This window comes from Brevundimonas sp. EAKA (assembly GCF_000698025.1).
In the GTDB taxonomy this organism is placed as follows: domain Bacteria; phylum Pseudomonadota; class Alphaproteobacteria; order Caulobacterales; family Caulobacteraceae; genus Brevundimonas; species Brevundimonas mediterranea_A.
Genome location: NZ_JMQR01000080.1, coordinates 1 through 14,443, shown reverse-complemented (window position 1 = coordinate 14,443; position 14,443 = coordinate 1). Strand labels below are relative to the sequence as shown.

General features: G+C 66.4%; 10 protein-coding genes, 1 tRNA gene and 2 pseudogenes. 3 read left to right on the top strand and 10 right to left on the bottom strand.

Features of this window, described 5'->3' with window-relative positions; all coding sequences use genetic code 11:
- From ER13_RS19030 to ER13_RS18460, 10 genes and pseudogenes are all read right to left on the bottom strand, one after another.
- A pseudogene (locus ER13_RS19030) lies at window positions 1-359 on the bottom strand (curli assembly protein CsgG); the annotation flags it as partial.
- On the bottom strand, window positions 356-793 hold the full coding sequence (hfaA, locus tag ER13_RS11710; RefSeq protein ID WP_052005063.1) for a holdfast anchoring protein HfaA: 438 nt from the start codon (window positions 791-793) through the stop codon (window positions 356-358). The pseudogene ER13_RS19030 and the gene hfaA, both read right to left, overlap by 4 nt.
- 87 nt (window positions 794-880) lie before the next feature.
- Window positions 881-1,495: a hypothetical protein gene (locus tag ER13_RS11705; RefSeq protein ID WP_035309444.1), complete on the bottom strand. Its 615-nt coding sequence runs from the start codon at window positions 1,493-1,495 to the stop codon at window positions 881-883.
- A gap of 441 nt (window positions 1,496-1,936) precedes the next feature.
- Window positions 1,937-3,511, bottom strand: coding sequence for a HAMP domain-containing sensor histidine kinase (locus tag ER13_RS11700; RefSeq protein WP_035309441.1), 1,575 nt, complete (start codon window positions 3,509-3,511; stop codon window positions 1,937-1,939).
- Window positions 3,508-4,230: a response regulator transcription factor gene (locus ER13_RS11695; protein ID WP_081836220.1), complete on the bottom strand. Its 723-nt coding sequence runs from the start codon at window positions 4,228-4,230 to the stop codon at window positions 3,508-3,510. The genes ER13_RS11700 and ER13_RS11695 overlap by 4 nt, the downstream gene beginning before the upstream one ends.
- Before the next feature lie 2 nt (window positions 4,231-4,232).
- Window positions 4,233-5,813, bottom strand: coding sequence for a DUF4153 domain-containing protein (locus ER13_RS11690; RefSeq protein WP_052005061.1), 1,581 nt, complete (start codon window positions 5,811-5,813; stop codon window positions 4,233-4,235).
- A 509-nt stretch (window positions 5,814-6,322) separates the two neighbouring features.
- Window positions 6,323-9,688 carry an error-prone DNA polymerase gene (locus tag ER13_RS11685; protein WP_008262477.1) on the bottom strand — a complete coding sequence of 1,122 codons (3,366 nt, stop codon included), beginning with the start codon at window positions 9,686-9,688 and terminating at the stop codon, window positions 6,323-6,325.
- The gene (locus ER13_RS11680) at window positions 9,685-11,115 is read right to left on the bottom strand and encodes a DNA polymerase Y family protein (protein WP_197019780.1); all 1,431 of its coding nucleotides are present in this window, start codon (window positions 11,113-11,115) and stop codon (window positions 9,685-9,687) included. The genes ER13_RS11685 and ER13_RS11680 overlap by 4 nt, the downstream gene beginning before the upstream one ends.
- A gap of 31 nt (window positions 11,116-11,146) precedes the next feature.
- A complete protein-coding gene (locus ER13_RS18465) occupies window positions 11,147-11,941 on the bottom strand; it encodes a hypothetical protein (RefSeq protein WP_155988146.1) in 795 nt (264 codons plus the stop codon).
- Window positions 11,942-12,149: 208 nt separating this feature from the next.
- Window positions 12,150-12,254, bottom strand: a tRNA-OTHER gene (locus ER13_RS18460).
- A 215-nt stretch (window positions 12,255-12,469) separates the two neighbouring features.
- Here ER13_RS18460 and ER13_RS11670 point away from each other — a divergent pair.
- The 3 genes and pseudogenes from ER13_RS11670 to ER13_RS11660 all read left to right on the top strand — a co-directional run.
- On the top strand, window positions 12,470-12,802 hold the full coding sequence (locus ER13_RS11670) for a hypothetical protein (protein WP_035309448.1): 333 nt from the start codon (window positions 12,470-12,472) through the stop codon (window positions 12,800-12,802).
- Window positions 12,803-12,857: 55 nt separating this feature from the next.
- On the top strand, window positions 12,858-14,111 hold the full coding sequence (locus ER13_RS11665) for a TolC family protein (protein WP_035309437.1): 1,254 nt from the start codon (window positions 12,858-12,860) through the stop codon (window positions 14,109-14,111).
- A pseudogene (locus tag ER13_RS11660) lies at window positions 14,108-14,443 on the top strand (efflux RND transporter periplasmic adaptor subunit); the annotation flags it as partial. The gene ER13_RS11665 and the pseudogene ER13_RS11660, both read left to right, overlap by 4 nt.

Below are 14,443 nucleotides of genomic sequence, written 5' to 3'. Positions count from 1 at the left end.
CCTGTATTGTTATTTCTGTCCGGGGGGGGGGTGTGGTCGAGCCGTTCGCCCACGGGCGCGCGGGAGCGGGCAGGGGCGGTGAGGGAAACAAGCGGGGCGCCCGGCGAGCCGTGGGGGCCGTTATGAAGATCGCCCCGGCCCTTCAGGTCGGAAATCCGCCCCCCCGAGTCCCGGGGCGGGGCCCCGCCGATCCAGCGGCCCCGCCGCGACAGGCAGGTCAGGGCGGCGGAATAGGGAGACGGATTGGCCGTGGCGGGGGCGCCGCGGATCGCGCCCGGATTCATCCCGCCCGAAGATTCCGCCGTCGCGGCCCTGGCGCCCAGGCCGAGCGCGATCCCCGTGATCGCCGCCCGCCTCATGAGCCGGACTTCCGCACATTGGCGCTGACGTCGCCGCTGTTGGTCTGGCGGCTGTTCAGCACCACGGTGTTGCCGTGGCCGATGATGGAGACGTTAACCAGGTTGCCCACGGCCGTCGCGCTGCTCGTATCGCCCAGCGCCGCCGCGCCGCTGTCGAAATAGGCGGCGCCCGACTGCGTGTTCGACCCTGTGCTGGCGTAGCTGACGCTCGTGCCGGCCTGACTGTTCACGATGACGCCGTTGACGACCAGCCGATTGCCGTTGGCGTCGCGCGTGACAGGGTTGAAGGTCTGGGTCGCAACGGCGCCGGAACGGCCATAGCCGGCCTCCATCGAAGCCGCCCCGGCGGACTCGGTCGAGGATTGCGCGATGGCCCGCCCGGAGAGACCGGACAGGGTCAGGATTACGAGCGGCAAGAGCGGCGTCTTGGTCATGATGTGTGTCATCTCAGCGGGAAGGAGAGCGGGGTGAAGCGGCGGAAAGGGCCGACGCCGCCTTCGCGGGGACGCCGGCCTGTCCATTCAGAAGCCGGTCACGGTCAAGCTGTTGCCAATGGCCGCCGCCGTGTTGGTGACGGCGCCCGAGACGTCACGCACGGTCGTGGTGGCGATGGCGGAAACCCCGGCTGTATTGGTCTGCGACGAGTTCAGGGACCCCAGCCGCGAGTCGATGGTGGCGGAGTTGCTGATGGCCGCCGCCGTCGCCGAAACCGTGCCCGACACGTCGCTTATGGTGGAGTTCAGCGTGGCCGAGGGGTCGTTATAGGCGACCTGGGTGTTGGTGATCGCCCCGCCCCAGTCGGAGGTCTTGATCGTCGCCGAGTTGGCGATGGCCGCCGACGTCGCCGAGACGTCCTTGGAGACATCGCCGATGGTCGCGTTCAGCTGGGACGACGCGCCGCCCCAGGCGTTCTGATTGTTGTTCAGGGACACCGCCGTGCCGCCGTCGATGGTCACGCTGTTGGAAATGGCGGCGGAGGTGACGGAAACCGAATTGTTCACGTCGGTGATCGTGGCGTTCAGCTGCGAGCGGACGGATGCATTGTTCGACTGGCCTGATCCGATGCTTTGAGCATGGGCGGCGCCGGCCGTCGCGACGCCGAGAACGGCGGTGATGATGAGGATCTTGGTGGTCACGAGATTTCTCCAGAAGGCCCAACATCGGGCAAACCGGCTCATTGCAAAAACCCATCCATTACAATGACTAACACAAATTAATCATAGGCGGTAAGGGGTTGGTCGACGCGGACTACGCAAGCGGTTGATCTGACATCGAACCGGGTTCAGACAGCGTTAATACGGCGGCTCTCAAAGCGTGTGGCGGCAGACCGGCTCCGGGTGATCATGAGTGCGGGCCTGTCGCAATTCGGCATGGACCGTTCGTCACTGTCTCGAGACGGGGCGCCTGCGGACAACGCCGCTTCCGCATCGGACCCCGCGGCTGAAGCGGGGCATGATCGGGTTTCGATCCGCCTCCGCCGATGGCGGCCGAGGCTGAACTGGGACTGGTGATCCGCAGCGTACAAGGCGTGTCCGCGAAAGACGGCCCGGTTCCGGCCCCCGGTCGCACGGCCAAACCTATTGCTCGGCGAGCGGCATGACCAATTCGAAGACCGCGCCCTCGGTCGTAGGCAGCAGATCCAGGGTGGCGTCGTTCGCGGCCAGCAGGGCGCGGGCGATGGACAGGCCGAGGCCGGCGCCGCCCTCCCCGCGTCGCGTGGTGAAGAAGGGCTCGAAGACGCGACCGGCGTCGGCCGGCGCGACGCCTGGACCATCGTCCGCCAGGGTGACGACAAGCCGATCGGGCAGGGCCGCCGCCCTGATGCTGACGGCCGTCGCGCCGGCCTGGCGGCTGTTTTCCAGGAGCGTCGAAACCACCATCTCGATGGTAGACGCTGGAACGGCCACCCTGGGCGTTTCGTCCCCGAACATCACCGAGATCGCCAGCCGGCTTGACCTGGCGTCGACCGCCTTCGTGATCGGGAGGCGGACGTCGACCGAAAGCCCGGCTTGGGGACGCGCCATATCGGCGCGCGCCAGATCCAGCAGGCGCGTCACAAGGGCCGAAAGGCGGCGGGCGTCGGCGGCGATGTTGTCGAGGAACCGCCGACGTTGACCTGGGTCCATTTCATGGTCCTGCAGCAGTTCGACGGCCCCCTGAATCCCGGACAGGGGCGTCTTGAACTCGTGACTGACGGCGGCGGCGAAGTCGCGCAGATAGCGGGAGCGGCGATCGACGGCCTGGGCCATCCGCCCGAAGTCCTCATAAAGGATTCGGATTTCGACGGCGGCGGTGGCCGGCGCGGGGGGCAGCACGCCGCCGCCGTTGGCGACATCGCGTGTCGCCCGGCTGAGCGCCTCGATCGGGCGGGCGATGCCGCGCGACACCAGAACCGCCAGCAGGGCGATCACCCCCAGGGTGCCGACGACGCCCAGCCCGATCTTGATCCGGTCCTGGTACAGACCCTTGAACAGGGCGCGGGGCGAGCGGGACGCCACGACGACCCCCTCGACCCGGCCATTCACCATCACCGGCCGCGCATGGTGGATACGAACGCCCGCTGCGCGACTGAGCCATTCCATGGAATAGCGCGGGCGATAGGCGTCGTTGCGACGCAGGACCGTTCGCGGTTCGCCCGCAAGCGCCGAGCGCACTTCGGTCAGATCGGCCAGGCCGCCGCCCTGGCCGTAGCCCAGAACGATCGTCCCGTTGCGATCCAGCAAGACGATCGAGGCCAGGGTGGTGCGGCTGGTCTGCTCGACGACAGGACCAAGCCGGGCGGCGACCCCGACCACCCCTGCGTCAGGCGCCGCCGCGGGGCGCGGCGAGGGTCGCGCCGGCAAGACCGGCGTGGACCCCAGGTCGATCGTCGCGGGTTCGGGCCTGTAGTAACCCGGATCGTCGCGCCGGGCGGGATCGGGCGGAACCACGACGGCGCCGGGCCAATCCGAGGCGGCGACGGCCGACAGGACGACGGCCTGGGCGACCAGTTCCGCCTCCGTCTGACGCACCAGGGTGTTCTCATAGACCCGCAGGAAGATGGCGCTGAGCCCCGGCAGGACGCCGGCGAAGATCAGCACGGACAGCAGGATGGTCCGAAGCCTGAGCGCCGGCCAGTGATTGCGGATGAAGGCGCGCAAGCGTGCGATCACGCCTCCGGCGCCCCGGGCGCGCCCAGGCAGGGGCCAAGCTGGTAGCCGATGCCGGGTCTGGTCTCGATCACGTCAGCCCCGCCCACCGCTGCAAACTTGGCCCGCAGGTTGCGGACATGGCTGTCGATCGTACGGTCGGTCATGGCCAAGCCTGGGCCATGGACCCGATCGATGATAGCGTCCCGCGTGAAGACTCGGCGCGGCGCATCGGCCAGGGTGCGCACGATGCTGAACTCCGTCACCGTTAGCGGCACCTCGATATTGCGCCACGTCGCCCGCCATCCGTCCGCGTCCAGGCCCAGGCTCCCCAAGGCGAACTGACCCGGCGTCGGCGGGGGCGGGCTCCGCGCGATCCGGCGCAGGATGGCGGCGACCCGCGCCACCACCTCGCGCGGACTGAAGGGCTTGGTCACATAGTCGTCCGCCCCCAGCTCCATGCCCAGGATGCGGTCGATCTCGTCATCGCGCGACGACAGGAACAGGACCGGCAGATCGCCCTGGGCGCGGATCCGGCGACAGGCCTCGATCCCGTCCATGCGGGGCATGTTGATGTCCAGCACGACGAGGTTCGGCCTGCACAGGGCGATGTCGGCCAGAGCGGCCTCGCCGTCGGCGGCCTCCCGCGTCGCCAGACCCGCCTTCTGGAGCGCGAAGGTCAGCAGGTCGCGGATGTGCGGGTCGTCGTCGACCACCAGAACGGTGCTTTGCATGATGGCCATGTTCAGCCTTCCGTCCGCGAGGTCAACGGGACAGGCGGCGGGGCGGCGACGGGCGCCGGCGCGGTGGGCGGCGGCCTTTGGATGAGCCGCCCGTTCCAGTGACGGGCGCCCGGCGCCGGCGCCGACAAGGCGCCCTTCTGTTGCAGGGCGGCGATGCGATCCAGACGACGCTGGTCGCGCCAGGTCCAGCCGCGCCATTCGCTCTGTCGCCGACGGACGTTCAGCAGGATGTCCTGGCGGACGGCGGCGACCCGGTCGCGCAGGACGGCGTCGTCGAGGGTCGTTTCCAGCTCGACCAGAGAGACGAGGGCGGGCGCGCCCAGGGTATGGAGATAGCCGAGGTCCAGCGCGACCCCGCGACCTCCGACTTCCCTGGCATGCCGCACGTTCCAGCCGGCCACGACGGCGCCGAGGTCGACGACGCTGACGACCGCCAGCACGATCAGCGCGGCCGCGGCGTTGGCGTTGATCAACCAGTGCGCCGACTTGCCGGCCAGCATGCGCCAGCAGATCAGCATCAGGCCGACCGCCACCAGCCCCATCCAGATCATCGCGGCGATGCGGAAACGGGTCAGGGCGTAGGCCTCGATATAGTCGGCGGTGCGCAGCAGGCTGGATGCGACCAGGATCATGTTCTGCGCGATCCAGACGACCACCAGACGACGAACCAGCGGCCTGTTCGCGGTGTCGGAACCCGGCTGGAGCGCCGCCAGGACGAACAGCCCGGCGAGCAGGGCGGTGACGATCAGGGGATAGGCGCCGCGATGGGCGTATTCGGCCAGACTCATGTCGCCGGGAAGCGGCGCGCCGCTCCACAGGAAGGCGATGTCCAGGCCGTTCTGGAGCGCGAAGACCGCATTGAAGACGATCAGGGACAGGGTGATCGTGCGGGTCAGGAAGGCTGAAGGCTTTCCGATCTTGCGTTCAGGCAGGGCGAGCAAGGGCTTGCGCCAGCGCGGACGCAGCAGGCCCAGAGCGCCGATGAAGACGGCGCACCAGAACAGGATGCGGAGGACGTTCTGGGGCGACAGGGACGGCAGGGACAGGTTGGCGAGCGCATTCGAAATGAGCGGATTCGCCGCCGAGAACAGGGCGAGGAAGACACCGCCGCCGACCACGGGCATGATGAGAAGGCCAAGCAGGTTCAGAGCGGACATTCCGCCGCGACCGCGCCTCAGCCGCGAGACCTTGAACAGGTCGATCACGGGGCCAAACAGCGCAAAAAACCAGTGGAGCGCCAGTCTTTGGGCCCAGCCCCACGCCGTCTCGTTCGGCCCCGCCCGGCTCGACAACGCCCCGAGGCTGATCGAGACCCCGAACAGAGCCCAGGCCAGCAGCCCAGGCCGGTCCGCCAGAACCAGGGCGAAGGCGACGCCGGCCAGGACGAAGCCCCGGCCTCGACGGTCTTGCAGCAGGTCTTTCCGACCCAGGAGCGCGCCCCCCAGGACCGCGAAGGCGAACAGGCCAAGACTGGTACCGGGGGCATGGGCGAAGAACAGCAGGTCGGCGAGGCCGACCAGGGCGGCGCCGACGGCGACCCTGAGCCAGAATGATGATCGAGGCAGAACGGGTATGTGAAGCATGGGGCCTCCCTTTCGGGAAATGCTTCTCCGCCATGGCCATCGAGAACGGTTGCGCCGTCGATGGATTGTCAGCGCAGGCGCCATGCAGGTTCGATGCAGACGGCGGCGCTACGCCCCGCCGACCTGAGCTGTCGTGGTCGCTGGGGGCGCCGGATGCGGTCCTCGTGAATCACGCCCCTTCACGAGTCTCGGACCCTATAACCGGGCATGTCGTCTAAATCAGAGACCTGGATTCGGCTGCCGGCAGTATTACAGCCAGCCCGTCGGCTGGACTCGCAGCGCGGCCCATCTACCCGAATGATAGATTTGTGGGGAAATGGCGCACCCGGAGCGATTCGAACGCCCGACCCCCAGATTCGTAGTCTGGAGAAATAAGTATTAACTTCAGAAGATTATTTCTTCTTGGCTGTAACGGCCGGCCTTGGAGCGGGTGTGATCTTCAATGAGCTACAAATTTAAGCGTGAGGATGCTCCTATGGCTTATCAAGCCGCCCTTCGGCTTGACGTAATCAATGGAAGTCCCGCGATCCCGGCAATATCCGCGCATTCCTGGGATGGGTATGAACGGTTTCACGAGGATATTGAGGCCGGATGATCTCATCGGCACGGCTGGGAGTGATTTCTGTTGTGTTCGCGTCGGATAACCGGTCCAGTTCAGCGGAGCGATCGAACACCCTGTGCGTCATAAGATGCACGACACCCTCCGGGCTTTTCTCGACCACACCCTCCACGCCCATCAACCGAGCCGCCATGACCACGCGACGGTATTCCTCGAACATCCGCGCCCATAGCACCAGGTTGGTGACGCCAGTCTCGTCCTCCAGCGTGATGAAGATGGCATTGCCTTTGCCGGGGCGTTGCCGGACCAGGACGACGCCGGCTGTGCGAACCTTGGCGCCGCTTCGTCTCGTCTCCAGTTCGGCACACGTCAGAGTGTTTTCTGCCGCGAAGATCGGGCGCAGGATCGCCATGGGATGGGCCTTCAGCGACAAGCGCGTGGTCTGGTAATCGGCTGCGACGTGTTCGCCCAAAGCCATTCGAGGTAGGCGGGCGTCATCCTCTTCGCCCAGTTCACGGGCATCGGCGGCGGCAAACAGCGGCAAGGGCGCATCGTCGGGAAGGCGGCGCACGGCCCATAGGGCCTCGCGTCGATCCATGCCGATCGAGCGAAACGCATCGGCGTCGGCCAGTTTGCGCATCGCAGAACCCGGCAGGCTCGCGCGACCGGCCAGGGCCTCGACGCCTTCGAACGATCTGCTGCGTGCGACGACCAATGCCTTGGCCCATTCTTCGCGGAACCCATCAATCTGACGAAAGCCCAGCCGCAGCGCCAGCAATCCGGGCGGCCCCTCCAGCGTGTTGTCCCAGTCGCTCAGATTGACGTCGATGGGCCGGATTTCAACGCCGTGCTCCTGAGCATCGCGCACGATCTGGGCCGGGGCATAGAAGCCCATCGGCTGGGAGTTCAGCAGGGCACAGGCGAAGGCGGCGGGGTATCGGCATTTGATAAAGGACGAGATGTAGACCAGTTTGCCGAAACTGGCGGCGTGGCTCTCGGGAAAGCCATAGGAGCCGAAGCCCTTGATCTGGTCGAAACACCGCTGGGCAAAGTCACGTTCATAGCCGCGCTCAACCATTCGATTGACCATCCGGCCCTCATATTTCCACAGTGTGCCGTCGCCTCGAAAGGTGCCCATGGCCTTACGTAGACCGTTGGCCTCCTTTGGCGTGAACTCGGCGGCGACCATGGCGACCTTCATCGCCTGTTCCTGAAAAAGCGGCACCCCCAGCGTCTTGTGCAGCACCTTTTTCAGTTCGTCGGGGTCATGGGGCGGCGCGGGTTTTGAGTACTCCGGTTCTTCCAGCTTTGCCCGTCGCCTCAGATAAGGATGGACCATGTCTCCCTGGATCGGGCCGGGCCGCACGATCGCGACCTGGATCACGAGATCGTAGAAGGTGCGCGGCTTCAGCCGGGGCAGCATGTTGATCTGTGCCCGGCTCTCGACCTGAAAAACGCCGATCGAGTCGCCCTTACACAGCATGTCGTAGACATCGGCCTGTTCGTTGGGAACGGTGTGCAATTCGTAGGCTGCGTCGTCGTGAGCGTGCATCAAGTTCAGCGCCTTTCGGATACAGGTCAGCATCCCCAGCGCCAGCACATCGACCTTCATCAACCTCAGATCGTCGATGTCGTCCTTGTCCCATTCGATGAAGGTTCGATCCGGCATGGCCGCATTACCGATGGGGACGAGTTCGTCCAGCCGGTCCTGAGTCAGGATGAAGCCGCCGACGTGCTGCGACAGATGACGCGGAAAGCCCAGCAGACGCGACGCCATCGCAACCGCCCGCCCAATCATCGGGTTGGCGGGGTCCAACCCGGCCTGCTCGACATGACAATCACCGATCTCCGCGCCCCAACTACCCCATTGGCTGGCGGCCAGCCGGGCCGTGACATCCTCGGTCAGGCCCAGCACCTTGCCGACCTCGCGAATGGCGCTCTTGGGGCGATAGCGGATGACGGTCGCGGCGATCCCCGCGCGGTGGCGGCCGTAGCGATCATAGATATGCTGGATGATCTCTTCGCGACGCTCGTGCTCGAAATCCACGTCGATGTCGGGCGGCTCGCCCCGGTGGTCGGACAGGAAGCGTTCGAACAAAAGATCGTTCTCGGCCGGGTCGACGCAAGTGATGCCCAGCACATAACAGACCGCCGAGTTCGCCGCCGATCCCCTGCCCTGACACAGTATCCCCTTCGAGTTCGCCACCCGGACGATGTCGTGGATGGTCAGGAAATAGGGTGCGAAACCCTGGATCTGAATGAAGGCCAGTTCCTTGTTCAGCAAATCCGTGACCTTGGCAGACACTCCTCCGGGATAACGGATCTGGGCATGCCGCCAGGTCAGGTCTTCCAGATAGGCCTGTGACGACCAGCCGGGCGGCGTGGGCTCCTGCGGATAGTTGTAGGTCAGGTCTTTCAGGTCGAACCGGGCGCGGTCCAGCAGAAGTTGCGTCTGTTCCAGGGCCTCGGGCGCATCCGCAAACAGCCGGGCCATCTCAGCCGGCGGCTTCAGATGGCGTTCCGCATTGGCCAACAGCCGCCGCCCCGCCGCCTCGATCGTCACGCCCTCGCGTATACAGGTCAGGACATCCTGAAGATCGCGCTCCGATGGGTCGTGATAAAGAACGTCGTTGATCGCCAGCAGGGGCACATCGGCGACATTAGCGATCGCCTTCAGCCGGGTCAGCCGGCGCCGGTCGTCGCCCTGTCGCAGCATCGCCGCCGACAGCCAGACCGAACCGGGCGCGGCCGCTTCCAGCCGAGACAAAAGAGGGGGAAGGGCCTCCAGATGTCGCTCGGGTATGACGATCAGCAACAGACCCTCGGGATCGCCCAGCAGGTCGCTTATGCCGATCTCGCATTGCCCCTTAACGGCCCGACGGTTGCCCAGCGTCAGCAGTCGGGTCAAACGGCCCCATCCCGCGCGATCCTCGGCATAGGCGATGATGTCCGGCGTGCCGTCGTTGAAAGCCAGACGGGCGCCGGTCAGCAGGCGAAAATCCTGTGCCCGCGCCTCGACCATGTCAGACAGGGCCGGATCGTTCATCAGGTCTTCGACGAAACCTGTCTCTCCCGGCCCGCCACCATCACGGACTTTCTCCGGCGGCGACAATCCCTCTACGCGTAGGGTGTTCAATGCGCTCCAGGCCCGAACGACACCCGCCACCGTGTTGCGATCCGCCAGACCCAGACCGGTATGGCCGCGCAGGATCGCGCTCAACACCAGCGACTTGGGATGCGAGGCTCCACGCAGAAACGAGAAATTGCTGGCCGCCGCCAGTTCCGCATAAGCGGGCGGAGAGTTGCCGTCGGTCATGCGAACAGCCCGTGGATATACCAGCGCGGTTCGGGCTCCTCACCATAGAAGCCCGCCCGAAATAGCCAGAACCGCCGCCCCTCATGGTCCTCGACGCGGTAGTAATCCCGGGCTCGATGTCCGGACCGACGCCACCACTCGTCGCCGATACGCTCAGGGCCTTCGGCGCGCGCAACCTGATGCGTGACTCTCCGCCAACGGAAAAGCGCTGGGGGCCCATCGGGAGCCAGGGCTATGGTTTCGATCGGCTGGGGTGGATCGAACATCTGCAACGGGCGAAGGGGTGGGGATTCAGGATCGCGAGCAGGCCAGGCGGTTTCGCCCTGACGACGCCCAGCCCATACCAGACGCGCCGCACGTTCAGGCAGATGCGACTCCACCGGCTCGAACCGACCGACCGCCTCTGGCCCCAGACGCGCCGTCAGACGGTCAATCAACCGGTCTAGGTCTTCGGCGCCTGTGGGCTCGCCCTCGAATCCCGCCTGTGTCGGCGCCAGGACCTGGGTCACAGGGACCGACAGGCGCAGTTGGTCGAACCCGAAGCCCGCATCCAACGGACTGGCCAAGGCCGCCAGCCGTTCCTTGAACAACAGCATCACGCTCGCTGCGTCGCGTGTAGCCCATCCTGTCCGAACAGTGATCCGCCGTGTCGCGCCATCGACGCGGAAGAAGGCGACCTCGAAAGCCCGGCCGCCCAGCCTTCGCTGATCCAACCAGGCCATGGCCTCGGTCAGCAGGTCGTCGATCACCGCCATGACATCGGTCGTCTCGGTGATAGGCTCGAACAGGATGCGATCGACGATGCAGGGCGCAGGCGGCCTTAGCGGCGTGATCCGGACATCCTCCTGTCCTAGGATACGCGCCAACCGCACCGGCAGATCGGGCCCGAACCGGGCGGCCAGCGGCGCGGTCGGGCGGTCGTCCAGATCGCCGAGAGTACGCAGACCCGCTCGCGTCAGGGCCTGATGGTCCTTGGCACCCAATTCCAGCGCCGTGATCGGCAGTGAGCGCACCACCATCCGATCCTGACCGGTCGTGATCGTCCCGCCGCGACCGAACCGCACCAGGGCTCGCGCGGCTTGGGGCGTGCCAGCCAGCGCCGTGCGCACGGCCAGACCAATCCGCCCCGCGCGAGCCTCGATCGCATGGATCAGTCCCGCTTCATCACCGAACAAATGCGTGCAGCCCGTGACGTCTAGGATCAGGGTGTCGTCACCATCGGTAGCCACCATCGGCGTAAACCGGCCGAAATCATCCACCACCTGGGCCAGCAGAGCCCGATCGGCGTTTGGGCGATGCACGACCGTCTTCAGGTCGGGCGTCCGCGCCTGGGCATCGGCCAGCGTCATACCGCGCGTCAGGCCCAGAGCGCACGCCTCCGGATTCAGCGCTGCCAGCCGCAATGCGCCCCGCACCTTCTCGACCAGCGCTACGGCAGGGGTAGCTTCAGACCCTGTGTTAGCCGGCTCGGCGGAGCCTCGACGCGATACCTCGCGTCGCAACCGATCCGACGACAGGAATGGGAACCAGACGGCCAGGTACCGACGCGGGCTCGCAGAAGGCGTGGTTGTCACGATCCCACTCCAGCGTCCATTCGGTCGGCGCCGCCCCCTGTCGACTGCGGGTTAGGGCGGCGACGAAGGCCGGTCGCCCCGGTGCGTCTGCCTCCAGCCCGGTCGACAGGGCTGCCCGCACGGACCAGCGGGTCTCGGCGGCGCTGGGCGTGGTGGGCGCTGCCGCTCGCACCACAAAGGCTGTGCTGCCTCCCCGTCGGGCCGCCAAGGCCAGACGCCGACTGGCAGTCAAGGTCATGACCTTCGCCTCGCCCCAACCACTCATTAGGACCGCGCCGACCGCTCCGCTCTTCAGCGCTTCCTCGCCCGCCGCCAGCAGGGCCGCAGCATCGCGCACCCGTACGATCAGCACGGTTTCTGGCCGCAAGCCCCATTCGTGCAGCCCCGAACCATGCAAGCCGCCCGCCTCCTGCGACGCAAGGTTCTGGAACACCCAGACCAGAGGCCGGTCTCGTGTGGCACGTGACGCAAGACCCAGCGCAAAAGCGTTGGCGGCCACAGCATCGGCAGCGGTTTCGGCATGAACGTCGTGCAGGCAGAAGAGGCAAGGTCCGGGGTCCAGATACGCATCAACACGGTCCATCCCGAGCGTGAACCGGCCCGGCTCGCTCACGGTCTCATGCCGAGACAGCTTGGCTAGACGGGATTTCAACTGCTCAATCTGAAAGGTCGAAGGCACCAAATGTTCCTGTTATGTTCTCCAATATGCCCCTTTTTCGATGTCGAGAGTCAAGCGGCAAGAACCCAGCGCGAGAGCGCGAGAGTGAAAAATTCCGGATATTCATGTAATTTCAATGCACTAAGCCAGCAGCGTGCGTGTCGTTACAGATCGACCACGCGTTAGCTGCCCCAATAGGACAAGCAAGTTTCTGTTATTAATCAGAAAATGGCGCACCCGGAGCGATTCGAACGCCCGCCCCCCAGATTCGTAGTCCGAAGAAAATTCTTTTATTATCAGTGATTTGATTTCTGACCGTTGTAAAAACGAATGCCTACCGACCTGTGAGACCGTCGCCGTAACAGAAGCGCACCCAATGGGGGTCTGCGCCCCCCAACCCTCTGAGCATGAATCTTGGTCGCTCAGGCCCCTGGTTGAGCGGCAGCCCTTGAGTATCTGGCGCTGCGATCGACCCCAAGGGTCGGTCAATTTGACTGCCTGATGGCGATAGACAGTGAAATCTGCTAGGCGGCGACGATGGCGTCCGTGATGACGAGAACCCGGTGGATGGCGGCGCTCTTCGCGCTGATCGTCGCCATGTTCGCTCTGGCGCCGATCGTCGAGGCCGCCGAGTGCGGCGTCGAACTGCCGTCCGCACACCAGATCCTGGCGGGTGACGTCGATGACAATCGCGATCAAGGCCAGCAACCGATGCACGGCGCTTGCTCGCATGGTCACTGCCATCACTCCGGCTCCGTCGTCACGCCCGACCTGACGACGGCGACCAAGGCCGCCGATCTTCGTGCCGACCACGCCTTCCCGCTGGATGACCTGCGCGTGTCCTACGCGCCAGACGGTCTGGAACGCCCTCCCAGAGGCTGACACGACGCTCGCGCTGACCAGCGCACGCCCTCGTCCTCTCTCTGGAAAATGAAACATGACATCCCTTCATCGCCGGCCGCCGCGTTTCGCGGTAGGCTGCGCGTGGGCCGCCTTTGCGGCCCTTCTCGCCGGCCCGACCTGGGCTGACCCCGCCCCCGCGTTCGAAACCTTGCTCGCCCAGATCGGGCTTACGCCCTCCGCCGTCGAAGCTGACGCCCTGTTGGACGCGGCCGAGGCGCGTGTCCACCAAGCGCGGGTGCCACCTAATCCGACGCTTAGTCTTGAAGCCGAGAACGCTTTCGGCAGCAGCCCCTTCAGCGGCTACGACAAGGCCGAGACGACCCTGTCGTTCAGTCAGGACCTAGAACTGTGGGGCCGTCGCAGCGCCCGCGTCGGTGCGGCGCGCGCCGACGCCGCCACGGCGTCTCTCCGACGAGACCAGGCGACGGTCGAAGCCGCCGCGCGTCTTGCGCTTGTCTACGCCGAGGCCGAAGCCGCGCAACGCCGCTACGATCTCGCGGAAGAGGCGCTTGCCGTCACGATCGCCGACGCGCGCGCTGCCCTCATCCTGGTTGAGGAGGGTCGCGAGCCAATGCTCCGGGGCATCCAGGGAGAAACGGAGGCCGCCGCCGCCCGCGCCGCCGGCGACGAAGCCGGGGCCGAACGCGACGCCGCCTTCGCCCGTCTGACCGCCGTCGCCATGTCGATCACGCCGCTGACCTCGATCGAGACCAGCTTGATCGACCGCACGCCGACGAGCGCCGAGACACCGGCGTCGGCGACACCGCAGGTGCGGGTCGCGGAGGCAGAACGCGCGGCGGCGGAGAGCCGCATCGCTGTCGAGCGGGTGCGCGCCGCGCCGGACGTCACGGCTTCCGTCGGAGTCCGTCGATACGAGGCGGAGGACGCAACGGCTCTGACGTTCGGGTTGAGCCTGCCCCTGCCGCTGTTCGACAGGAACCGGGGGAACATCGAGGCGGCCCAGGCCGATTTCCGGGCCGCCAGCGCCCGGCTGATGAGCGCTCGCCAGGACGCTGAGGCGGACCGAAATGCGGCCCAGGCGCGTCTTCGGGCCTCGGCCAGTCGGGTCTCGGCAGCCGACGCCGGGGTCACCGCCGGCGAGGAGGCTTATCGGCTTTCGCGCATCGGCTTCGAGGCCGGGCGCATCTCCCAACTGGAGCTGCGATCGTCCCGCGCCGCCCTCATCTCCGCCCGCAACGCCGCCGTGGACGCCCGCCTTGCGCGGGTCCGGGCTGAAATCGACCTCGCGCGCCTGCAAGGCCGCGCCGCGTTTGGAACGTCACAATGAAGCGCCCCTCGAAACTCAACAGGACCTGGCTGATGGCCGGGGCCGCTGTCGTGATCATCGCCGCCGGCGGCGTCTGGTTCACCGTCAGTAGAGCCCCATCGCCGGCCGCCGTGCCCGCCGAAGGCGACCATGCCGAAGAGGAAGCAGGCGCGCCCGAAGGAACGCTCGCTCTGAGCGACGCCCAGATCAGCGCGGCCGGGATCGGGGTCGTCTCGATCATGGGTGGAGGCGGCGGCGAGACGCTGCTTTCCGGCCGGGTCGAGCCCATGATCGACGCGCGCGCCGCCGTATCCGCCGTGGTAGGCGGTCGGGGCGAACGTGTGCTGGTCGCC

Bases quoted from the DNA above. Each gene is read 5' to 3' on its own strand.
- hfaA (WP_052005063.1), bottom strand. From the start codon at position 793: ATGACCAAGACGCCGCTCTTGCCGCTCGTAATCCTGACCCTGTCCGGT.
- ER13_RS11695 (WP_081836220.1), bottom strand. From the start codon at position 4,230: ATGGCCATCATGCAAAGCACCGTTCTGGTGGTCGACGACGACCCGCAC.
- ER13_RS11690 (WP_052005061.1), bottom strand. From the start codon at position 5,813: ATGCTTCACATACCCGTTCTGCCTCGATCATCATTCTGGCTCAGGGTC.
- ER13_RS11685 (WP_008262477.1), bottom strand. From the start codon at position 9,688: ATGACCGACGGCAACTCTCCGCCCGCTTATGCGGAACTGGCGGCGGCC.
- ER13_RS11670 (WP_035309448.1), top strand. From the start codon at position 12,470: ATGACGAGAACCCGGTGGATGGCGGCGCTCTTCGCGCTGATCGTCGCC.
- ER13_RS11665 (WP_035309437.1), top strand. From the start codon at position 12,858: ATGACATCCCTTCATCGCCGGCCGCCGCGTTTCGCGGTAGGCTGCGCG.